Origin of the sequence: Kaistia sp. 32K (assembly GCF_016629525.1) — a bacterium.
Taxonomy (GTDB): Bacteria; Pseudomonadota; Alphaproteobacteria; order Rhizobiales; family Kaistiaceae; genus Kaistia.
The window spans coordinates 661,851-683,736 of the sequence record NZ_AP024269.1; the positions used below are offsets into that span (position 1 = coordinate 661,851).

Sequence of the window (21,886 nt, forward strand, 5' to 3'; positions counted from 1 at the left end):
CCTCTCCCGGAGGGAGAGGGCTGGTGCGGAGCCTCCCTCTCGCGCGGCCTCACTGACCGGCGCGGTCGAGCATGGCGTAGTAGGGCTCGAGGTCGCCGGCGGTGATGACGCCGGCCGGCAGCGGGTTCAGGTAGGGAACCGCCTTGCCCTCGGCGAGGTCGTTGGCGAGCTCGGCCGTCCGGGCGCTTTCCTCGTAGAGCGGCTGCGCGACGACGCCATAGGCGGCGCCGGAACGCACCAGGTCGAGGTTCTGGCGGATATAGTCCATGCCGATGATGACGAGCGGACGATCGGCCTTGCGCGCGGCGCCCGACCAGGTCTGCGCGCCGTTGCCGGTGGTCGAGAAGGCGGCGGTGACGTCCGGATTGCCCTGCAGCAGCGCCACGGCCTTGGCCTCGGCGGCGGAGGGTTCGAAACCTTCCATCTGGGTTTCGAGGATGCGGATGTCCGGGAAGCGCTCGGCCATCGTCTTGCGGAATGAATCCGCCATGACGTTCTCGGTATCGTTCGACGAGCCCTGGGTCAGCGCGATAACGCCCTTGCCGCCCAGCTTCTCACCCATGGCGATGGCGGCCGACTGGCCGGCGCTCGGAATGTCCTCGCCGACGGCGGCCTTCAGGCCGGGGACGGAGCCCTCCGGCGGCAGCACGTGCCAGGTGACGACCGGAAACCCTTCCTTGCCGAGCTTGCCGATGAACGGGAAGATCTCGGGGCCCGGGCCATAGACGGCGATGGCATCGAACTTGGTGCGGGCCATGGCGGCCTCGGCGAGCGGGATCGAGGCCGAGACGTCATAATTGGTGGCGCTCGGATTGCCGACGACCTCGCAGGTGTTGCCGAGTTCCTTGCACTTCTCCAGGAAGCCGGCCTGCATCAGCCGGTGCACCGGATGGTCGCGCATCGGCTGCACCCAGAGCACGTTCTTGCCGGCGGCGCTCGCCGCCTGGCCGAAGCCGGCGAGGGCGCCCAGGATGGTCACGGCACCGAGTGCCGCCATTCGGATCTTGTGGTTCAACTCGGTATCCTCCCTGTTGGTGTCCGGCCTGTGCCGGATCGTTTGAAGCTATTGGCCGGCGCTTTTCAGCATGGCGTAGTAGGGCTCGAGGTCGGCGGCGGTCGCGACCTTGGCCGGCAGCGGGTTGAGGTAGTCGACGGCCTTGCCCTCGGCGAGTGCTGCGGAAAGCTCCGCGACCTTCGCGCCCTCCTCGTAGAGCGGCTGCGCGACGATGCCGTAGGCCTCGCCCGACTTGATCAGGTCGAGGTTCTGGCGCGTGTAGTCCATGCCGATGATGACGAGCTTGCGGCCGGCGGCGCGGGCGGCGCCGGACCATGTCTGAAGCCCGTTGCCGGTCGTCGAGAAGGCGCCGGTGACGTCGGCATGGCCTTGGAGCAGGGCGACGGCCTTGGCCTGGGCCGCGCTCGGTTCATAGCCCTCGAGCTCGGGATCGAGCACCCTTATGTCGGGGTATTTCTCGGCCATCGTCTTCTTGAAGGCCGCCGCCATGTCGTTCTCGGCCGTGTTGTAGCTGCCCTCGGTGACGGCGACGACGCCCTTGCCGCCGAGCTTGTCGCCCATGGCGATGGCGGCGTTGGCGCCGGCCTCCGGGATGACTTCGCCGGTCGCCGCCTTCAGGCCCGGCACGGAGCCTTCCGGCGGAAGGATGTGCCAGGTGACGACGGGATAGCCGTCGCGGGCGAGGCGCGAGATGTAAGTGTTGATGGCCGGGTCGTTGCCGACGACGGCGACGGCGGCAAACTGGGTCCGGGCCAGCGCCGCGTCCGCCAGCGGAATACTGGCGGGAATATCGAAGCTCGTGGCGCTCGGATTGCCGACGATCTCGCAGGCGTATCCGAGCTCCTTGCACTTATCGAGGAAGCCGGCCTGCATGATCTTGCAGACCGGATGGTCGCGGAGCGGGTTGACCCAGAGCAGGTTCTTCTCGGCGGCCGGGCTGGCCTGGCTCAGCGCCAGCAGGGCGGCGATGGCGGCGCCGAACGTCAGTCCCGTCGATCTTGCGGCTTTGTATGACATCACGCTTCTCCCCTCGTTCTTGTTGCCTGGAGCCGATGCATTGCCTGCCGATCCGTCCGGGCTATGGCGGATTGGGCGGGGTCTCGGCCGGCTGGGCGCTAGAGCCGGCGATGAAGAAGCGGCGGCGCAATATGTCGAGGCCGACGGCGAGCACCATGATCACGCCCACCGCGATCTGCTGCCAGTTGGCGTTGACGCCGACGACGACGAGGCCGCTGGTGACGACCTGCAGGAGCAGCACGCCGATCAGGCCGCCCGCCATCGTGCCGGCGCCGCCGAACAGGCTGATGCCGCCGACGACCACGCCGGCGATGACGTTCAGTTCCCAGCCGCTGCCGATCGAGGTGGTGCCGGAGGCGAGGTCGGCCATGACGAACATGCCGGCGATCGCCGCGAGCGCGCCGACCGTCATGAAGGCGCCGATCTTGTAATGCGCCGTGTCGATGCCGACGAGGCGGGCGACCTCGGGATTGCCGCCGGTCGCGTACATGTTGCGGCCGAGCACGGTGCGGCGGAGCACGAAATCGGCCGTGAGCGCGGCGACGATGAAGAAGACGAAACTCCAGCCGAGCCCGAAGACGATGCTGGCATAGCCGATATCGCTGATAACGGCGGGCAGCGGATAGACCGGATAGCCGTTGGTGACGACCTGGATCAGGCCCTGGCCGATGAACAGCATGCCGAGCGTCTGGATGAAGGCCGGGATCCTGAACTTGACGACGACGATGCCGTTGACGAGGCCGACGCCGGCGCCGACCAGCACGCCGCCGAGCAGCGCGATCGGCACGGGCAGGGCGAGGGCGGTCATCAGCTTGGCGCTGCAGACGGCGGACAGGCCGGCGACCGCGCCGACCGAAAGGTCGAACTCGCCGCAGACGAGCAGGATGGTCTGGCCGATGGCGATGATGCCGATGAAGGAGACGACGCGCAGGATGGCGCGGATGTTGCGCTCCGACAGGAAGGCGGGCTCCATCAGGTAGAAGAAGGCGACGAGCACGATCAGCGCGAGCAGCACGCCCACCTCGCCGACGGCGACGAGCCGCGTCAGCCGATCGCGCAGCGCGCGGCCGGATCCCTCGAAGGCGGCATCCCGCTCGACGGTACGTTCCATGTTTTCCTCCCTTTCCACCGGGTACATCCTCCTCGATGCGCTCCCAGGCGGGGCTTCCCCGGAACAGCGGGGCGGCCTGTTCGCATAACATCATGCTATTATAAATTTATCAACTCTCATGAAAATGGGAGGCGGGGAATTTGGGGAGGCGGGGAGAGCGAGGGGGTGAGGGTGAGGGTGAGGGTGAGGGGCGGGAGGGCTCAAGGCGCAGGTTGAGAGGGCGACTGGCGTGAGGCGTGAGGCGCGCGACTGGCGTGAGCCCTCCGGCCGCCATCCCACGCTCGCCGTCATCCCTGCGAAGGCAGGGATCCATGCATCCGAGGCATCGGGAGGTTCACGCGGCCAGCAACCCGGCGGAAATGGATCCCGGCTCGGGGGCCGGGATGACGGCGAGCGTGGGGCGGGCGGCGGAGTTTTAGCAGCGGGGGGGTAGGAGGTCCGCGCAGTTGGTGTGGGGCTGGCAATTCCCGAACAGGGCAAAGGCCGGCTGCGTCCCGATCCGCTCTGCCCGGCAGGCTTGCAAGGCACCCATGCCCATCATCCTGAGGAGCCCCGAAGGGGCGTCTCGAAGGACGCACGGCCTGCGTGCCCTCGCGGTCCCCACGCGCCCTCCGACCGTCGTCCCACCCTCGCCGTCATCCCTGCGAAAGCAGGGATCCATACATCCGAGGCATCGGGAGGTTTACGCGGCCAGCAACCCCGGCTGAATGGATCCCGGCTCGGAGGCCGGGATGACGGCGAGGGTGGGGCGGGCGGCGGAGTTCAACGCGACAGAGGGAGGGCCGGCTGGGGGTTCAACTGGGCAGAGGCTGCTGTTGAATGGATCCCGGCTTCGGGGGACCTCGGCGAGCGTGGGCAGAGGGCCCACGTGGCGGAGGAGGGCGGCAGTCGGTGCGCTTCGGCTCTGCCCGGCAGGCTGGCAGGGGCACCCATGCCCATCATCCTGAGGAGCCCCGAAGGGGCGTCTCGAAGGACGCACGGCCTGCGTGCCGGCGCGGTCCCGACGCCCCTTCCGACCGCTATCCCACCCTCGCCGTCATCCCTGCGAAAGCAGGGATCCATACATCCGAGGCATCGGGAGGTTCGCGCGGCCAGCAACCCGGCGGAAATGGATCCCGGCTCGGGGGCCGGGATGACGGCGAGGGTGGGGGGCGGCGGAGTTCCACCCGGCCAGCAACCCGGCCGAATGGATCCCGGCTCGGGGGCCGGGATGACGGCGAGGGTGGGCGGGCGGCGGAGTTCCAAGCGGTGGGGGAGGGCGGCAGCGGGATCGGTCCGACGAGCGTGGGGTGGCGGCATCAAGCCCGGCGAAGGCGACATTGTCGATTGTTAACAATCGTCTGATCCCATAAATGCCGACCTACCGAGGCCCCACCCGACCGTCTCGGCCACCCGCTACCCGGCCGCCTCGGTCTCGAGCAGGTGCTGCCTCAGGCGGCCATAGGCGGCTTCGATGTGGTCCTCGATGCAGGCGAGCGCGGCAACGGAATCGCGGCTGCGCACCGTTTCGAGCAGGCGGGCATGCGCCTCGACCCAGGAGGTCAGATAGTCCTCCGGCAGGCCGTCGCGCAGCAGCAGGAAGACGAAGATCTGCGAGCGCAGCGCCTCCCAGGCGCGGTAGAGCCGGGCGTGATGGGCGGCGCGGAACAGCGCGTCGTGGAAGTCGATATCCATCTCGGCGACGCGGCGCCTTGTCATCGAGGCGCGCGGAATTGATTGAAACAACAGGAGAATGGCGTCGAGCGGCGCGAGATCGGCCTCGGTCGCGTTGCGGCAGGCCTCGACCACGGCGAGCTTTTCCAGCGCCGTGCGCAGGCTGTAGATCTCGCTCGCGTCGTGCAGCGAGATCTGCGCCACGGTGGCGCCGCGATGCGTCTCGTGCACCACCAGCCCCTCCTGCTGCAGGCGGAAGATCGCCTGCCGGATCGGCCCGCGGCTGACGTTCAGGCTCTCCGCCAGCTCGTCCTCGATCAGGCGCTCGCCGCGCTGGAAACGGCCGCTCAAAATCGCCTCGCGCAGCGCATCGGCGACGTCGTCGGTCAGCACGCGGCGTTCGCGGCGCTGCAGGGGAGGGGTCATCGGACGCTTGCTCATTGATACAGTCTACTGTTAACAATCAGGAGAACGCCAGCACGAATGTGGCGAGCCAAGGCAGGAAACACCATGCGCATTCTGAAAGCCAACTGGTATCCGCCCGAAAATCCGGAGCTCTTCGAGATGTTCGGATCGAAGGCAGATTTCGACATCGACCCGACGCCCGCCGATCCCGCCTATCGGCTCGATCGCGCCCGCTCGGCCGCCGCCGACGCCGTCATCAACTGCTCGGCGACGCTTCTGTTGCCGGCCGAACTCGACGACTTCGAGAAGGTGAAGATCGTCGTGCGCGAGGGCGTCGGCTACGACAATCTCGACCTTGAGGGCTGGGGCGCGCGCGGCGTGCCGGTCTGCAACGTGCCGGATTACGGCACGACCGAGGTCGCCGACCACGCGCTCGCGCTGATGCTGGCGCTGACGCGCGGCACCGAAACCTATGACCGTCTGCTGAACGCCGACCCGGAGCACGGCTGGAACTTTGCCCGCGCGCCGCTGGTGCGACGGCTCCGCGGCGCCACCTTCGGCGTCGTCGGCCTCGGCCGCATCGGGCTCGCCGCCGCGCGCCGCGCCGCCGCTTTCGACATGCGCGTCGTCTTCTTCGATCCGCATCTCTCGAACGGCGTCGAGCTCGCCACCGGCTATGAGCGCGTGCACAGCCTGAAGGAATTGATGGCGATCAGCGACATATTGAGCGTGCATGCGCCGCTTTCGGCCGAGACGAACGGCTTTCTCGACGCCGCCGCCTTCGCGGCCGCCAAGCCGGGGCTGATCCTGATCAACACGGCGCGCGGGCCGATCGTCGATCTCGATGCGCTCTTGGCGGCGCTGAAGGACGGCCGCGTCGCCGGCGCCGGGCTCGACGTGCTGCCGAAGGAGCCGGCCGATCGTTCGCATCCGCTGATCGCCGCCTGGGCGGCGCGCGAACCGTGGATCGACGGCCGCCTGGCGCTGTCGCCGCACGCCGCCTTCTACAGCCCCGCCTCGATGAAGGACATGCAGAGGAAAGCCGTCGAGTGCATCCTCGCTTTTCTGAACGAGGGAAGGCTGACCAACTGCGTCAACCGGGAGTTCCTTGTGACGCCGGCCAAGGTGCGCAAGGCGTCGTAGGGGAGGCTTCCCACTCTCCACCGTCATCCCGGGCTTGACCCGGGATCCATCCTGCTGGGTTGCTGGGAGGTTCACACGCCCGAGGCTTCGGCTGTATGGATCCCGACCTTCGCCGGGATGACGGCGAGGGTGGGGCGGCGGGGTGCGCGCTGGTTGGATGAAAAAAGGGCGGCGATCGTGGGATCGCCGCCCTTTTCATTTCAAGCCGCTTCGCTTCAGCCGTTGTCGGCGGTCGAGGCGGGGACCTTGACGCCGTACTTGGCGGCAAAACCTTCGAGCGCGTTCCAGGTGACGTTGTCGACCGGGATGCCGTCGACGGCGCGCTTCTTCGCCTCGCCCTTCTCGATGTCGGACGGGGCGTAGACCTTCTGGCCGGGCTTCGCCGGCTGGGCGCGCAAATCGGCCAGGAAGTCGGTGATGCGCGCGTCGAAGACGGAGAGCGCCTGGAACACGGCCGGCGACAGCACGATGAAGAAATGGCCGATCTGGATCGGCTTGGTGAAGTCCGGGCCGTTGAACGAGGCCATCGTCTTGCCGTGGCCCATGCCGGTGAAGGCCGAGCAGAGCAGGTCGACCATGCCGGCGAGGCCCGAGCCCTTGTAGCCGTAATCGGCGCCGCCGACCGGGGCGACCCAGACGGCCGCGTTGGCGTCGGTGGTGAACTCGCCCTTGTCGTCGACGGCGACCTCGGCCGGCAGCGGCTGGCCGGTGGCGCGGCGCAGACCCACGCGGTTGAACGGGATCGAGCTGGTCGCCATGTCGAGCACCATCGGATCCTCGCCTTCGACCGGCACGGCGAAGGAGAGCGGGTTGGTGCCGAAGAAGGCGGAGGCGCCGCCATGCGGGATCACCATGGCGTCGGCATGGGTCATGCCGATCGCGACATAGCCCTTGGTCGCGGCGTAGCGCGTGTAGACGCCGGTGGCGCCGTGATGGGTCGAGCGGCCGACGGTGGCAACCGCGACGCCGGTCTTCTCGGCGAGCTTGGCGGCCTCGTCGATGGCGCGGTAGGAGGCGTAGTGGCCGAGGCCGTCATCGGCGTCGATATGCACGGCCGAGGCGGCCTTCTCGGTGACGGTCAGCGTCGGCGTCTTGTTGATGCGGCCGCCGTCGAGGCCCTGCATGTAGAACGGGATCAGGCGGACGCCATGCGTGTCATAGGCGCGGGCCGAGGCGTCGACCACGGCGCGGGCGCAGGTCTCGGCGCTCTCGCGGTTCACGCCGGCTGCGATGAACAGCTCGGTGACGAACGGTTCGACATCACGGGCCGCGGCACGAACGCCCGCGATCTTTTCCAGGGCCATGTTTTATTCCTCGAGCAAGCGCAGAACCGGAAGCCGTCGGGCGACATCATGGTTCGCCAGATGAAAACAGCAGCGGCCTCGGGGCGTATCCGCGAGCCCACGCAGCCGCGAACCCTCGTCTAAGGCGAAACCGCGCTCTATTCAAATGATGATTGACACGGGAAGGGGCAAAGACGCTGGGGAAGGCGCGACTTTTGTGATCGGTAACGCCGTCACGCGGCATTTCTCCCACAGATGCCGTGGCGAGACGCCGGGGAAAGACCCTGGCCGGCCCGCGACGGGCGCGGGTCGGCCAGGTTGATTTCGATCAGCGCAGCTTGTTCACCTTGTCCATGAAGCGCTTGACGCGGTCGCCGTCGACGGCGTTCCAGGTGTAGCCGTCGACCTTGAAATGCGTGCCGATGACGACGCCGGAGGCGAAGTTGAAGATGTCGGTGACGTTGTCGATGTTGACGCCGGTATTGGCGAAGATCGGCACGCTCTTCACCGTCTCGGCGACCTTGCGCAGGTTCGACGCGTCGGCCGGCTCGCCGGTGATCGGGCCGGAGACGAGGATGGCGTCGGCGAGCGAGGAGAAGACGGCGCTCTTGGCGCGCAGTTCGATCGGACGCTGGTCGAGCGAATGGGCGAACTCGGCGTTGATGTTGAAGAGCAGCTTCATGTCATCGCGGCCGAGATTGTGGCGAAGCCGCGAGGCCTCGGCGCAGTTCGGCTCCCAGATGCCCATGTCGGAGGCGAACACGCCGGTGAAGATCTCGCGCACGAAGGAGGCGCCGGTCACCGCGCCGATCGCGACCGAGGCGATCGGATCCCAGAGGTAGTTGACGCCGAACGGCACCTTCAGCTCGGGCTTGATCGCCTGCACGATCGCCGACATCGCGGCGATCGATTCCGGCGCGCCCTTGAAGACGTAGGGGCGGTCGTTCTCGTTGCCGAACATGATGGCGTCGACGCCGCCGGCCTGCAGCTTCTCGACGTCGGAAAGCGCGTCGTCGATCAGCTTGTTCAGGCCACCCTTGGCGTCATAGAGCGGCGAACCCGGCAGGGCGCCGATATGCGACATGGAAATGACCACCTTCTTCTTGTCGCCGAAGAAATCGAAAACCATAAGTCCGCTCCATTATTGCGAAGGATGACAGGGGTAAGCTGGGGTTAACCTCGTTACGGGGCGACCTGAACGTCGACCCGGGCGGCCGCAAGCGCCGCCGCGATCTCAGGCGGTGGCGCTGCGTCGGTGATCAGCACGTCGAGATCGGCGAGCGGCGCGACATGCACCAGCGACATGCGCTGGAATTTCGAGGCGTCGCAGAGCGCGACCTTGAGGCCGGACCGGTTCAGATAGACCTGCTTCAGGTCGACATCCTCGATCGAATAATCGAACAGTCCGTCCTTGGTGAGGCCGGAAATGCCGACGAAGCAGACGTCGAACCAGAGCTTTTCGAACTGGGCGACGGCCTCCGCGCCGCCGACCGAGAGCTCGTCGCGGCGGACGCGGCCGCCGGCCAGATAAGTCTCGGTCTGGCTGGCGCCGAGCAGCTCCGCCGCCCGTACGCTGTTGGTGAAAACCTTGGCATGCGTCCGCTCGCGCAAATGCTGCGCCAGCAGGAAGGTCGTCGTGCCGACGTCGAGCGCGATGGCGCGGTGGGCGAGCGACAGCGTGGCGGCCGCGGCGGCGATCCGCTCCTTGGCGTCGCGCTGGTGGCGCAGTCGCGCGTCGAAGCCCGGCTCCTCGCTGTCCATCGCCACCGGGGGCGCGGCGGCCGCGGGCATCGCGCCGCCGTGCGTCCGGACCAGCTTGCCGGCGCGCTCCAGTTCCAGGAGGTCGCGGCGGACCGTCATGTCGGAGACCTGCAGCTCGGCGGCGATCTCCGCGACCAGGACGGCGCCGCTGGCGCGCAGCGCATCGAGAATGGCCGCCTGGCGCATCTCGGGCAGGCGGGGACGCGCCTGGATGGAGACGGCATGGGCGGGGGACTTCGGGTGCGCGGCGGGCAGCTTCGACAAGGATCTTCCCTGTTGCAGTGGTCGGGCTCGACGGAACCCGGACCATAGCAGGCCGCCAAACAAATTCAAACATGCCGCGTTGTTTATTGTTTGAATATGTTGCTCTGGGTTCGCTGTGAAAAAAATCTGCAGTCCCCCGAGGCAGCCCTGAAAAGCCTGTCATTGACCGATTTTGTGGCGGTTTTCCTCATTTTTGATGATATGGCAGCCGCTCGATTGCCTCTCCCGAAGGCGGCTTCGCGTAAAAATTAAACACGATCGACCAAAATTGATCCTTGAGGCGTTTGAATTTGTGCGACTACAATCGCCACGTCACGAGAGGGAAAGCCGGCCCGGTGCCGGCGATCGAGGGAGACGCGAGGGGGGCCGTCACGCTCCGTTCGCACGAGGAACGACATGGCATCCATTGAGCTCGACAAGGTTTCCAAGATCTACGCCAACGGCGCCCATGGCGTGCGCGATGTCGATCTCAAGATCGAAGACGGCGAATTCGTGATCTTTCTCGGCCCGTCCGGCTGCGGCAAGTCGACGACTTTGCGCATGATCGCCGGGCTGGAGAGCATCTCCTCCGGCGACCTCCGCATCGGCGGCCGCAGCGTCACCGGCATGGCGCCGCGCGACCGCAACGTCGCCGTGGTGTTCCAGAGCTACGCGCTCTATCCGCACATGTCCGTCTGGCACAACATGGCCTTCGGGTTGAAGATGCGCGGCGCGTCGACGACCGAGATCGACAGCAAGGTGGCGAACGCCGCCGAGCTGCTCGGCCTCAAGCCGCTGCTGCAGCGCAAGCCCGGTGCGCTTTCCGGCGGCCAGCGCCAGCGCGTCGCGCTCGGCCGAGCCATCGTGCGCGAGCCGGAAGCCTTTTTGCTCGACGAGCCGCTCTCCAACCTCGACGCGCAGCTGCGCGCCGAGATGCGGCTGGAGCTGGTCAAGCTGCATCGCCGCCTCGGCCGCACCATCGTCCACGTCACGCACGACCAGGTCGAGGCGATGACGATGGGCGACCGCATCTGCATCATGAAGGACGGCCGGATGATCCAGACCGGCCGGCCGCTCGACGTCTACGCCAATCCGGCCGACACCTTCGTCGCGCGCTTCCTGGCGACGCCGCCGATGAACCTGGTGCCGGCGCGGCTGGAGGCGGCGGGCGACGATCTCGTCGTCGCCATCGACGCCGCGACGCGCATCACCGTGCCGCGCATGCACCATCTGCCCTATGTCCATAAGGCGGGCGGTCCGATCACCGCCGGCATCCGCGCCGAGGACATCTACGAGACGCAGCAGCGCCCCGAATGGCAGAAGATCACCGTCAAGGTGGTCGCGGTCGAGGCGCTCGGCGCGGAAAACGTCCTGATCGGTCTCCTCGGCCGCGACAAGCCGATCGAGATCCAGGCACGGCTCGGCCGGCATTTCTTCGCGCCGGTGGATTCGACGGTCGACCTCTATGTCGATGTCGAGCCGATGCATCTTTTCGATGCCGAAACCGGCAAGGCGGTCGCGCGGCCGCCTCTGCCGGTCGGCCGCTGAGGCGAGGGTACCATGCGCAAGTTCGGCCTGCATTTCGGTTTGATATTGGCATGCGTGGTCGTGCTGCTGCCGCCGCTCTGGGCGCTGCGCACCAGCCTCGTGCCGGAATCGATGTCCTACAGCACGGAGATCTTCCCGGCCTTCACGCTGGACAACTACGCCGGCCTGTTCGCCAAGAACCGGTTCGGCACCTTCTACGTCAACAGCCTGATCGTGGCGCTAGGCTCCGTCCTCGTGGCGCTGCCCTTCGCCGCCTGCACCGGCTACGCCTTCGCCCGCTTCCGCACCGGCGGCCGTTTCGCCCGCTTCGTCGTGCTGGCGACGCAGATGCTGCCGCCGGTGGCGCTGGTGCTGCCCGCCTTCGCGCTTCTGCGCGGCGCCGGCCTCACCAATTCGCTGCCCGGCCTCATCCTCGTCTATTCGGCGCTCAACCTGCCGTTCCTGACCTGGATCCTGATGGGCTTCTTCGAGGGCGTGCCGGCCGACATGGAGGGCGCGGCGATGACCGACGGCGCCACCGCCTGGGGCGCGTTCTGGCGCATCGTCATCCCGGTCTCGCTGCCCGGCCTCGCCGCCGCCGGCGTGCTCGGCTTCATCCTGTCGTGGAACGAGTTCCTGTTTGCGCTCGTCTTGAGCGGGCCGCAGACCGCCACGATCCCGGTTTCGCTGGCTGCGTTGCAGACATCGAATGGCGTGCAGATCGCCAAAGTCTCGGCAGGCGTGGTGCTGGCCATCCTGCCGCTGGTGATCGCCTCGCGCTTCATCCAGCGCTTCATCATCCAGGGGTTGACGTTCGGCGGCGTCAAATAATGCCCGGAGGGGGCAGCGACGCAGCCGGTATCAAAGAGGAGAACACCATGACGCTGAAACGGATTCTACTCGCAGCCGCCGGCCTCGGCGCGCTGATGGCCTCGGCTCCGGCCCATGCCGACGAGATCGTGCTGCGCGCCCTGATGGAGGACGTGCCGGAGACGCAGATCATCGAGAGCCTGCTGCCCGATTTCGAGAAGGAGACCGGCATCAAGGTCGAGTTCGAGAAGATCGGCTACCCCGACATGCACGACAAGCTGGTGTCGCAGCTGGTCTCGCCGCAGAGCTACTACAATCTGCTCGAGGTCGACTTCCTCTGGGCCGGTGAATTCCCGGCCGCCGGCTGGCTCACCGACCTGAAGCCGTTCGTCGAGAAGTCGAACTACGACTTGTCGCCGTTCATTCCCTCGACGCTCGACCTGCTCGGCCGCACGCCGGACAGCCTCCAGATCCTGCCGATGTACAATTATTCGATGGGCCTGCTCTACCGGAAGGACCTGCTCGAGGATCCGAAGCTCAAGGAAGCCTTCAAGGCGGCGACCGGCAAGGAACTGGCGGCGCCGACGACGCTCGCCGATTATGTCGAGATCTCCAAGTTCATGAAGGCGAATGCCGGCGTCGCGGGTGCTGCCATGCAGGGCCAGCGCGGCGATCCGAACAGCATGGAGTTCTCCAACTACCTGTTCGCCGCCGGCGGCAACTATCTCGGCGACGGCAAGAAGGTCGTGCTCGACAGCCCCGAGGCCAAGGTGGCGCTCGATCTCTATGTCGACAACATCAAGAACGGCGCGCAGCAGGGCGCACTCTCGGCCACCCTCGACGACACGCTGCGGCTGATGTGCAGCGGCAAGGCGTTCAGCATGGTCACCTACTGGTGGATGCTGCCGCAGGTCGACAAGGCCGAGAAGTGCCCGGATGTCGCCGGCAAGGTCGCCATTTCCGTGATGCCCGGCGGGCATGGCGAGAGCGGCGGCTGGGGCTGGGGCATTCCGAAGAATGTGAGCCCGGAAGAGCAGGAAGCCGCCTGGAAGTTCATCCAGTGGGTGCAGAGCAAGGACGTCTCGGTCGCCCGCGCCCTGCAGGGCCACGCGCCGGTCCGCTCCGACGTCTTCGCCGACGCCAAGGTCCTGGAGAAGTACCCCTACTACAAGACCGCGCAGGACATCGTCGCCTCCGGCAAGTCGTTCCCGATCTTCGCCTATTCGGCGCAGTACGAGGACGTGCTCGGCACCTCGCTGTCGCAGGCCGGCGGCGGCGAAGTGACGTCCGACGCGGCGCTGAAGGCGGCCCACAGGGGCCTCGAGGAACTGCTGGCCAAGTAAAGGCCGCAGCCAGAGACGGAGCGCGGCGCGGATGCCGCGCTCCGAAGACCACGCGGCGGGAGGCCGCGGGAACGAAGAGCACGATCGGACGGGAATTCAATGACAGGCTGGATCAACAGGGTCAGTCGAGAGACGCGGATCAGCTGGGGCTTTGCCTCGCCGGGGCTGCTGCTGCTCGCCATCGTCATGGGCTTTCCGCTCCTCTATGCCTGCCTGCTCTCGGTCTCGTCCTATACGCTGCTGAAGCCGGCGATCCTGCCGATCGTCGGCGTCGACAATTTCGCCACCATGATGGCGAGCGACCGCTTCTGGAACGCGACCTGGCTGACGGTGAAGTATTCGGTCGTCACCGTCGCCGGCGAGTTCGTCATCGGCCTCGGCATCGCGCTGATGCTGAACCGCGTCGTCCGCACCAAGCCGATCTATTTCGCCATCCTGACCATCCCGATGGCGATGTCGCCGGTCAGCGTCGCCCTGATCTGGCGCATGCTGCTGCAGCCCAATCTCGGCATCGTCAACCATCTGATGGAGACGATGGGCCTGCCGCGGCTCGACTGGCTCGGCTCGCCCAACCTCGCGCTCTGGACCATGGCCGGCATCGATATCTGGCAGCAGATGTCCTTCGTCGTGCTGATCCTCGCCGCCGGCCTCGCCTCGCTGCCGCGCGAGCCCTATGAGGCGGCCGAGGTCGACGGCGCGCGCGGCTGGCAGCAGTTCTGGTTCATCACCCTGCCGATGCTGCGCCCGGTCGCCGCGATCACCGTCATCATCCAGCTGATCAACGAATTCCGCACCTACGACCTTCCCTATGTGCTGACCAAGGGCGGACCGGGCACGTCGACCGAGGTGCTGAGCTTCTTCGCCTACCGCCAGGCCTTCCTCGGCCTCTCGATCAACGAGGGCGCGGCCGCCGCCTTCGTCCTCCTCGTCATCGTGCTCGCCATGACGGTGGTGTTCTTCTCGCTGCTCGAGAAGCAGGCAAAGGGGTAGGGCGCCTATCCCTTCACCGCGCCGGGCTTCGGTCCTGCGCCCCCCGCGCCCCACGCTCCCCGTCATCCCTGCGGAAGCAGGGATCCATGCAGCGCGAAGCTTGAGCGTCTAGGCTCCCAGAACCCGGCTGAATGGATCCCGGCTCGGAGGCCGGGATGACGGCGAGCTTGGGGCGGGGCTCGGACCCAGATAATGGTTCAAGGAAGCCGGCCGGCTCCGCTCCGATCCCGGTTCAGGCAAACCGGGCGAGGTTGAGCAGGCTGTCGCCGGACTGGCTGTGGGTGTGCAGGCGGCGTGACAGGACGATGCCGCCTTCCTGGAAATGCAGCGTTTCCGGCGCTTCGAGCGGGCGCTCGAGGTCGTGCAGCCAGCCGGCGACGTCGCCGGCCGCGACGTTGTCGCCGATCTCGACCGCCGGTTCGAACCAGCCTTCGCGCTCGGCATAGACGAAGAGCGACTGGCCGCCGGTCGAGAGCACGATGGTTTCCGGGCCGCGATCGGCATCGGTATGGAGGATCGGCCTGTCGGTGATGCCGACGGCCCGCAGCAGATTGTCGACGGCCCGCTGCGTCACCGCCATGGTCGTCTTGGTCGCCGTCGCACCGCCGCCGAATTCGCCGGAGAGCGCGATGCAGCCGGCGCGGAGCGCCGCCGCCATCGAGGTCGGCGAATCCGGGCCGTTGTCGGCGATCATGCCGTAGGGCAGGCGCATCGCCTTCATCAGCTCGAGTCCGCGCGCAAAACGCTCGCCGTCGCCGCTGCGCTCGATCAGGCTGCAGATCAGATGGTCCATGCTGGTGCCGCCGGAATGGAGGTCGAGGACGACTTCGTGGCGCGGGAAGATCTCGTGCTCGATGTAATGCGCCATGCGCTGGGTCGGCCCGCCATAGGGATTGCCGGGGAAAGAGCGGTTCATGTTGCCGCCGTCGAAGGGCGAGCAGCGCTTCGCCGCCATCACGGCCGGCGTGTTCGCCGCCGGAAGGATGGTCAAGGCTCCCCGGATGTCGGTGGCCTCGATCAGCCGGATCGCCTTCAGGAGGGTCAGCTCGCCCTCATATTCGTCGCCATGGTTGCCGGCCATCAGCACCAGGCTCGGGCCGTCGCCGTTCTTGATCCGGCAGACGGGCATCTTGATCTGGTAGTAGGGCGAGCGGTCGATCGAATAGGGAAAGCTGAAGAAGCCGACCTGCTTGCCGTCCTTGTCCCAGTCGATGTCGGAAAAGGCGCCCGTATGCATCGTTGATATCCTTCATGATGGGGTTTCGTTGCGCCGCGGCGCAGCGTTGACTGGAGTCTGGGACGAGATCGACCGCGGGGCCGCAAGGGAACGGGCCCCGGTCGGGAAAAGGGAGTGGAGACGGCGATGCGTATCGAAGAGGGGCTCTATCTGGTGATGAGCGGCGGCGGCGGCTTCGACCTGACCGACGCGTTCGACTGCAACGTCTTCCTGGTTGAGACCGGAGAAGGCCTCGCGATGTTCGACGCCGGCGCCGGCCGCTTTCCGGAGCTCGTCTTCGACGTGCTGAAGGAGGACGGCATCGACCCCGCGAAGATCCGCCATCTGCTCCTGACGCATGGCCATGCCGATCATTCCGGTGGCGCGGCGGCGCTGCGCGAGCGGCTCGGCCTGACGGTGCATGCCGGTGCTGCAACGGCGGCGATGGTCTCGGCCGGCGACGAGGAGGGGATCAGCCTCGGCAAGGCCAAGCGCGGCGGCGTCTATCCGACGGACTACGCCTACCGCGCCTGTCCGGTCGACCGCGTCTGGGCGCCCGGCGAGGCGCAGCGCTTCGGCGACGTCACCGTCGAACTGATCCCGACGCCCGGCCACAGCCGCGACCACGTCTCCTATCTGGTGACGACGCCGCGCCGGCGCATGCTGATCGGCGGCGATGCGCTGTTCCATGGCGGCAAGGTGGCGATCCAGGACATCGTCGATTGCGACATCGCGGCGATCTGCGAGACGGTGCGCGTCCTCGCGGCGCTGGAATTCGACACGCTGCTGCCCGGCCATCTCGCCTTCACGCTGAAGGACGGCCACCGTCACGCCGAGCTGGCGCTGGCCTGCGTCAACCGCCTGCAATGCCCGCCCTCCATCATCTGACCGTTCCGACCGGGAGGCTGGCCGCATCGCGTTCAGCCTTCGCGCATGCCGCCGAAGATCATCGAGGACATGCCGCCGTCGACGGTGAGGGTGGAGCCGGTGACGAAGCTCGAGCTGTCCTCGGCCAGGAACAGGGCGGCCGCGGCGACCTCGTGCGGCAGGCCGGGGCGCCCCAGGATCACCTCGTCGCGCAGCTCGGCGGCGAGCTTCGGCTCGCTGTAGCCGGTATGGTCGCCGGTCACGTCGACGGGGCCGGGGGCGATCATGTTGACGAGGATGCCATGACGGGCGAGGTCGACCGCCATGGCGCGGGTCAGCATGGCGACGCCGCCCTTGGTCGCGACATAGGCGGCCGCGTCCGGTTCGGCCATGAAGGAATTCACGGAGCCGATGGTGATGATCCGGCCGGTTCGGCCGCCCTTGCCCGCGCCGGCCGCGACCATGGCGCGCGCGCCGGCGCGGCAGGCGAGGAAGGTCCCGGTCAGGTTGACGTCGATATAGAGGTCCCAGTCGCGATCGGAGAGATCGAGGAAATTGCCGGTGCCGCCCTTGATCGCGCCGGAGGCGACCAGGATGTCGAGGCCGCCGAGCTTCTCGACCGCGCGATCCGTCGCGTCCAGGACGGCGGCGCGGTCGCCGAGGTCGCAGGCGATCGGGATGGCGCCCTGCGCGTTGAAGCGGGTGGCGGCGAGCGGCCCGGGAAGGTCCATCGCCACGACCAGGGCGCCCTCGCGCAGGAAAGCCTCGACCGTGGCGCGGCCGATACCGCCGGCGGCGCCGGTGACGATCGCCGCCTTGCCGGCAAGGCGCCCCGCCTTGGCTGAACCCGCGCCCGTGATCATCGCCCGCTTCCACTCCCCGACCGCCGGGCTTCCGGCAAAAGCCGTGCCCTGCTTGACCTCATGGGGCAGAATGCTAACGTTCCACTTTAATGCGCGCAATTGCATAACTATGGAATTGAAGAGCCCGGGCTCTTCCGGCCCGGGCGCACGATCAATCGAAAGGCGCGCCCCTGCGCGGAAGCGAATGGCCCGGATGCACGACCCTATCTCCCGCGCGACCGGATCCGTTCAGGATCGGCTGCGCGCGCTGAAAATCGAGCTGCCGAGCCCGCCGGCGCCGGTCGGAAGCTTCGTCCCCCATGTCCGCGAGGGCAATCTGCTGTTCCTCTCGGGGCAGGGGCCAACGCGGGCGGACGGGTTTCTGCATCAGGGCCGGGTCGGCGACGACGTGACGCCGGAGGAGGCCTATGACCATGCCCGCGTCACCGGTCTCAACCTGCTGGCGGTAATGCAGGAGGCGCTCGGCTCGCTCGACCGGGTGCGCCGGGTGGTCAAGCTCTTCGGCATGGTCAACGCCGTGCCGGAATTTGGCGCGCATCCGCAGGTGATCAACGGTTGCTCCGACCTGTTCCTTGCGGTTTTCGGCGCGGAAAAGGGCCGGCACGCGCGCTCGGCCGTCGGCATGGCGTCGCTGCCGAACCGGATCACCGTCGAGATCGAGGCGGTGGTCGCCGTCGAGGATTAAGGCGGGCCTCAGCGCTCGCGCCAGCCGAGACGGCGCTCGATCGCCTCGGAGGCGTCGCGCACCGCTTCCGCGTAAAGGGCCGAATTGGCGACTACCTTGTGTTCCGGCAGCACGATCGAGATCGTCGCGACGCAGGCGCCCGCCCAGTCGCAGATCGGCGAGGCGACGCAGGAGACGAGGAAATCCGTCTCGCTGATCTGGATCGACAGCCGTTCCCGGAAGGCGAGGCCGGCGAGCTTCGAGAGCTTCAGCGCATCCGTCTCGGCGCGCTCGGTCGGCGAGGCGCAGGCGGTGCGGCGGAAGATCTCGATCCGCTCCGGCTCCGGCAGGTGGCCGATCAGCAGCCGGCCCGATGCGGTCCAGTTGAGCGGAACGCGCGTGCCGACCTCCGACAGGATGCGGAAAGGACCCGGCCCCCTCGCCATGGCGAGCACGACCATGTGGCCGTCGTCGCGGCCGCAGATCTGCACGGATTCGCCGATCTCGCGTCCGAGCTGGTGCATGACATGGCTCGCCTCGCCGAGGAAATCGAGCGAGCGGGCATAGGCGAGGCCGTAGTGGTAGAGCCGGGCGCCGAGCCAGACCAGACCGTCGGCACGGCGCGACAGCATCTCGCGCTCGACCAGTTCGTCGATGACGACATAGACGGTCGAGAGCGGCGCGCCGACCGCCTTGGCGATGGCGTAGCTGCCGGCCGGTTCGCCGGTCTGGTAGAGATGGTCGAGGATCTGCAGGGCGCGGTCCATGCCGCTGACCCGCGCCCGACGGGGTAACTTATCCGGCTCAGGAGTTTCGCCCGTGCCGCGCTGGGGGGATTTCATGGCGGTCACTTTCCGTTCCAGTGGCCGATATTGCATATATCTGGAACAGTCGCGCGTCCACCGCAGCGTCGGGAACCTCAGGCCGGCGCGAGGCTGAGTTCGCCGGGGAAATGGCAGGCGACGGTGTGGTCCGCCGTGCCGTGCGGACGGAGCGGCGGGCGCTCCTCGGCGCAGATCGCGCGGTCCTTGCCGACCGGGCAGCGGGCGCGGAAGACGCAGCCCTTCGAGGCGCCGCTGCCGAGCGGCGACACCTCGCCCTCCAGCACGATGCGCTGGCCCGCCTTGGCGCCGACACGCGGCACGGCCGAGAGCAGGCTGACCGTGTAAGGGTGCTGCGGATCGGCGAAGAGTTCCTTCGCGCTGCCGCTCTCCATCACCTGGCCGAGATAGAGCACGGCGAGGCGGTCGCAGAAGAACTCGGCCACCGTCAGATCGTGCACGATGAAGACGTAGGAGACGCCGAGCTTCTCCTGCAGATCCTTCAATAGGTTGAGGATCTGCGCCTGCACCGAGACGTCGAGCGCCGAGATCGGCTCGTCGAGCACGACGAGCTCCGGTTCCAGCACGAGGGCGCGGGCGATGCCGATGCGCTGGCGCTGGCCGCCGGAAAACTGATGTGGCCGGCGATCGGCGAATTCCGGCCGGATGCCGACCAGTTCCAGCATGGCGTCGACCTTGCCGCGCCGCTCCCTGGCGTCGCCGATGCCGTGCACGATCAGCGGCTCCTCGACGAGGTCGCGTACGCTCATGCGCGGGTCGAGCGTGCCGGTGCTGTCCTGGAACACCATCTGCATGCGCCGGCGCAGTTTTCGCATCGGCTCCGGCGCGAGGCTGGCGACGTCGATGCCGTCGAAGCTGACGCGGCCGCCGGTCGGCTCGACGAGGCGGAGGATGGCGCGCGCCGCCGTCGACTTGCCGCAGCCGGATTCGCCGACGAGGCCGAAGGTCTCGCCACGCAGAACCGTGAACGAGATGCCGTCGACGGCGCGCAGTTTTTCGCGGCTTGGCCGGAACGGATTGCTGCTGCGTGCCGCGAAGCTCTTTTCCAGTCGGTCGACGATGAGGAGCGGGGTGGTCATGATGCGGCGACCTCGCTGGCGCGGGCGGCGCGTTCGGCGGCGAAATGGCATTCGACCCGCGACGGCCCGGCGACGGTCTCGATTTCGACCGGTGGGGGCTGGTGCGCGCGGCAGATCTCGCGGCCATGGCCGAAGAAGCAGCGCGGCTCGAAGGCGCAGCCGGAGGGCATGGCCGAGAGATCCGGCGGCATGCCGGGAATGGCGCGGAGCCGCGTGCCGATCCGGGCAGGGTCCGGAATGCTTTCAAGCAGCGCCTGCGTATAGGGGTGCGTCGGCTTGGCGAGGATCGCCTCGGTCGGGCCGCGCTCGACGATGCGGCCGGCATACATGACCTGCACCACGTCGCAGAACTCGGCGACGACGCCGAGATTGTGGGTGATGAGCAGCACCGCCACGCCATGATCGGCGACGACCCGCTCCAAGAGCGCGAGCACCTGCGCCTGTGTCGTCACGTCGAGCGCCGTCGTCGGCTCGTCGGCGATGATCAGATCCGGCGCGTTGGCGAGGGCGATGGCGATCATCACGCGCTGGCGCATGCCGCCGGAATAGTGATGCGGATAGTCGTCGAGCCGGCGCTCGGCCGCCGGCACCTCAACCTCGCGCAACAACTCGACCGCCCGGGCGCGCGCCGCCTTGTGGCTGAGGCTGGGCTGGTGGCGGCGCAGCGTGTCGATCATCTGCGCGCCGACCGTCTGGATCGGGTCGAGCGCGCCCATCGGATCCTGGAAGATCAGCGACACGACCTTGCCGCGGATCGTCTTCATCGCCCTCTCGCCAAGCCCCACCAGGTCACGGCCTTCGAGCAGAACCTCGCCCGAGGCGATGCGGCCGGGCTTGTCGATCAGGCCGAGGATCGACAGCGCGAGTGTGGACTTGCCGCAGCCGGATTCGCCGACGATCGCCACCTTCTCGCCGCGCCGGACCGTCAGCGAGACATCGCGGACGGCCGCGACCGCGCCGGCGCGGGTGGCGAATTCGGTGGTGAGACCGCGCACCTCGAGCAGCGGCGGCTGGTTGGTCGTCGCGCTCATCGTCCGCCTCCCTGGCTCTGGGCGACGCGCGGATCGAGCATCGCGGCGAGGATGTCGACGATGAGGCTGGTCAGCACATAGATGAAGGCGGAGAGCAGGATGAAGGCCTGCACGACGGAAAAATCCTGCTTCAGGACGCCGTCGGTGACGAGCGCGCCGGCGCCGGGCCAGACGAAAACGCGCTCGACCAGCACGCTGCCGGCGAGCAATTGCCCGAACAGCAGGCCGGCGGCGGTGAGCGTCGGCAGGAAGGCGTTCGGCAGCGCGTGGCGGACATAGGCGGCCCAGCGGGTGAGGCCGCGCCCGCGCGCCACGGTGATGAAGGGTTCCCGCGTCACCCCTTCGAGATTGGCGCGGAGCAGCCGGTAGAGGAAGCCGAACGGCATCAGGCCGAGCGTGATCGCCGGCAGGATCAGGTGGCGGATGGCGTCCTTGAAGGCGGTCCAGTCGCCGGCGAGGAGCGAATCCACCGTCAGCAGCCCGGTGACGGTCGGCGGCGGGATGATGCGCAGGCCCAGCCGCCCCTCCGGTCCCGGCAGCCAGCCGAGCCCTTCGAAGAAGATCAGCAGCATCATCAGGCCGAACCAGAAGGGCGGCACGCCCTGGGCGAAGAAGGAAAGCGCTCGTACGCCGCCATCCGAGACCGGGCCGCGCCGATAGACCGAGACGAGGGCGCAGGAGACCGCCGCGACGAAGGCGAACAGGAAGGCGAAGAGGCCGAGCTCGATGGTGGCCGGGAAGCGGGCGAGCAGCAGGCCGGCGACCGATTGTCCGGTCGAATAGGAGAAGCCCCAGTCGCCCGACAGGAAGCGCTGCATGTAGATCCAGTACTGGCTGAGGATCGAGCCGTTGAGGCCGAGCTCGGCGCGCAGCGCCTGCACCGCCTCCTCGCCGGCGAACTGGCCTAGGAACAGCCGCGCCGGATCGCCCGGCGTCAGCCGCAGCAGCACGAAGGCGATCAGCGAGGCGCCGACCAGCGAGATCAGCGAGGTGACGATGCGGCCCGAGATCAGTCTCAGCATG

20 protein-coding genes are annotated in these 21,886 nt (G+C 67.7%); 7 read left to right on the forward strand and 13 right to left on the reverse strand.

Translation table 11 applies throughout. The annotated features are described in order from the left end of the window. Positions 1 to 49: 49 nt before the first annotated feature. The 4 genes from K32_RS02840 to K32_RS02855 all read right to left on the reverse strand — a co-directional run bounded on the left by K32_RS02840 (position 50) and on the right by K32_RS02855 (position 5,222). Entirely contained in the window at positions 50 to 1,015 is a 966-nt protein-coding gene (locus K32_RS02840) for a sugar ABC transporter substrate-binding protein (protein ID WP_244669809.1), read from the reverse strand. Positions 1,016 to 1,063: 48 nt separating this feature from the next. Continuing rightward, the gene (locus K32_RS02845) at positions 1,064 to 2,032 is read right to left on the reverse strand and encodes a substrate-binding domain-containing protein (protein WP_201402569.1); all 969 of its coding nucleotides are present in this window, start codon (positions 2,030 to 2,032) and stop codon (positions 1,064 to 1,066) included. Between the two features lie 61 nt (positions 2,033 to 2,093). Further along, the gene (locus tag K32_RS02850) at positions 2,094 to 3,143 is read right to left on the reverse strand and encodes an ABC transporter permease (RefSeq protein WP_201402570.1); all 1,050 of its coding nucleotides are present in this window, start codon (positions 3,141 to 3,143) and stop codon (positions 2,094 to 2,096) included. Between the two features lie 1,395 nt (positions 3,144 to 4,538). Beyond that, the gene (locus tag K32_RS02855) at positions 4,539 to 5,222 is read right to left on the reverse strand and encodes a GntR family transcriptional regulator (protein WP_201402571.1); all 684 of its coding nucleotides are present in this window, start codon (positions 5,220 to 5,222) and stop codon (positions 4,539 to 4,541) included. An 84-nt stretch (positions 5,223 to 5,306) separates the two neighbouring features. On the opposite strand from K32_RS02855, the gene K32_RS02860 reads away from it, so the two are divergent. Beyond that, positions 5,307 to 6,344, forward strand: a complete 1,038-nt coding sequence (locus tag K32_RS02860; protein WP_201402572.1) for a C-terminal binding protein — start codon at positions 5,307 to 5,309, stop codon at positions 6,342 to 6,344. 215 nt (positions 6,345 to 6,559) lie between these two features. Here K32_RS02860 and K32_RS02865 read toward each other — a convergent pair whose 3' ends face one another. The 3 genes from K32_RS02865 to K32_RS02875 all read right to left on the reverse strand — a co-directional run bounded on the left by K32_RS02865 (position 6,560) and on the right by K32_RS02875 (position 9,574). Next, a complete protein-coding gene (locus K32_RS02865) occupies positions 6,560 to 7,648 on the reverse strand; it encodes an Ldh family oxidoreductase (RefSeq protein WP_201402573.1) in 1,089 nt (362 codons plus the stop codon). A 307-nt stretch (positions 7,649 to 7,955) separates the two neighbouring features. Next, a complete protein-coding gene (locus K32_RS02870; protein ID WP_201402574.1) occupies positions 7,956 to 8,756 on the reverse strand; it encodes a BtpA/SgcQ family protein in 801 nt (266 codons plus the stop codon). 53 nt (positions 8,757 to 8,809) lie between these two features. Then, positions 8,810 to 9,574 carry a DeoR/GlpR family DNA-binding transcription regulator gene (locus K32_RS02875; protein WP_201404326.1) on the reverse strand — a complete coding sequence of 255 codons (765 nt, stop codon included), beginning with the start codon at positions 9,572 to 9,574 and terminating at the stop codon, positions 8,810 to 8,812. 474 nt (positions 9,575 to 10,048) lie between these two features. On the opposite strand from K32_RS02875, the gene K32_RS02880 reads away from it, so the two are divergent. The 4 genes from K32_RS02880 (at position 10,049) to K32_RS02895 (ending at position 14,301) form a co-directional block, all read left to right on the forward strand. Then, positions 10,049 to 11,179, forward strand: coding sequence for an ABC transporter ATP-binding protein (locus K32_RS02880; RefSeq protein ID WP_201402575.1), 1,131 nt, complete (start codon positions 10,049 to 10,051; stop codon positions 11,177 to 11,179). Between the two features lie 12 nt (positions 11,180 to 11,191). Continuing rightward, positions 11,192 to 11,989, forward strand: a complete 798-nt coding sequence (locus tag K32_RS02885; RefSeq protein WP_201402576.1) for a carbohydrate ABC transporter permease — start codon at positions 11,192 to 11,194, stop codon at positions 11,987 to 11,989. A 47-nt stretch (positions 11,990 to 12,036) separates the two neighbouring features. After that, a complete protein-coding gene (locus tag K32_RS02890; protein ID WP_201402577.1) occupies positions 12,037 to 13,311 on the forward strand; it encodes an extracellular solute-binding protein in 1,275 nt (424 codons plus the stop codon). 99 nt (positions 13,312 to 13,410) lie between these two features. Continuing rightward, the gene (locus tag K32_RS02895; RefSeq protein ID WP_201402578.1) at positions 13,411 to 14,301 is read left to right on the forward strand and encodes a carbohydrate ABC transporter permease; all 891 of its coding nucleotides are present in this window, start codon (positions 13,411 to 13,413) and stop codon (positions 14,299 to 14,301) included. Between the two features lie 232 nt (positions 14,302 to 14,533). Here the strand turns inward: K32_RS02895 and K32_RS02900 are convergent, their stop codons facing one another. Then, positions 14,534 to 15,538 (reverse strand): succinylglutamate desuccinylase/aspartoacylase family protein, encoded by a 1,005-nt coding sequence (locus K32_RS02900; protein WP_201402579.1) that lies wholly within the window; start codon positions 15,536 to 15,538, stop codon positions 14,534 to 14,536. A 126-nt stretch (positions 15,539 to 15,664) separates the two neighbouring features. Between K32_RS02900 and K32_RS02905 the strand changes: the two genes are divergently transcribed. Further along, complete coding sequence (locus tag K32_RS02905; RefSeq protein WP_201402580.1) at positions 15,665 to 16,405, forward strand: MBL fold metallo-hydrolase; 741 nt, start codon at positions 15,665 to 15,667, stop codon at positions 16,403 to 16,405. Positions 16,406 to 16,437: 32 nt separating this feature from the next. Here K32_RS02905 and K32_RS02910 read toward each other — a convergent pair whose 3' ends face one another. Then, positions 16,438 to 17,247: an SDR family NAD(P)-dependent oxidoreductase gene (locus K32_RS02910; RefSeq protein ID WP_201402581.1), complete on the reverse strand. Its 810-nt coding sequence runs from the start codon at positions 17,245 to 17,247 to the stop codon at positions 16,438 to 16,440. Positions 17,248 to 17,440: 193 nt separating this feature from the next. Between K32_RS02910 and K32_RS02915 the strand changes: the two genes are divergently transcribed. Next, positions 17,441 to 17,932, forward strand: a complete 492-nt coding sequence (locus K32_RS02915) for a RidA family protein (RefSeq protein ID WP_201402582.1) — start codon at positions 17,441 to 17,443, stop codon at positions 17,930 to 17,932. 8 nt (positions 17,933 to 17,940) lie between these two features. Here K32_RS02915 and K32_RS02920 read toward each other — a convergent pair whose 3' ends face one another. The 4 genes from K32_RS02920 to K32_RS02935 form a co-directional block, all read right to left on the reverse strand. Beyond that, the gene (locus tag K32_RS02920) at positions 17,941 to 18,753 is read right to left on the reverse strand and encodes an IclR family transcriptional regulator (protein WP_201402583.1); all 813 of its coding nucleotides are present in this window, start codon (positions 18,751 to 18,753) and stop codon (positions 17,941 to 17,943) included. Between the two features lie 77 nt (positions 18,754 to 18,830). Then, a complete protein-coding gene (locus K32_RS02925) occupies positions 18,831 to 19,832 on the reverse strand; it encodes an ABC transporter ATP-binding protein (RefSeq protein WP_201402584.1) in 1,002 nt (333 codons plus the stop codon). Then, positions 19,829 to 20,863, reverse strand: a complete 1,035-nt coding sequence (locus K32_RS02930; RefSeq protein WP_201402585.1) for an ABC transporter ATP-binding protein — start codon at positions 20,861 to 20,863, stop codon at positions 19,829 to 19,831. The genes K32_RS02925 and K32_RS02930 overlap by 4 nt, the downstream gene beginning before the upstream one ends. Beyond that, entirely contained in the window at positions 20,860 to 21,885 is a 1,026-nt protein-coding gene (locus K32_RS02935; RefSeq protein WP_201402586.1) for an ABC transporter permease, read from the reverse strand. Before K32_RS02935 ends, K32_RS02930 begins: the two co-directional genes overlap by 4 nt. Between the last annotated feature and the right edge of the window lies 1 nt (position 21,886).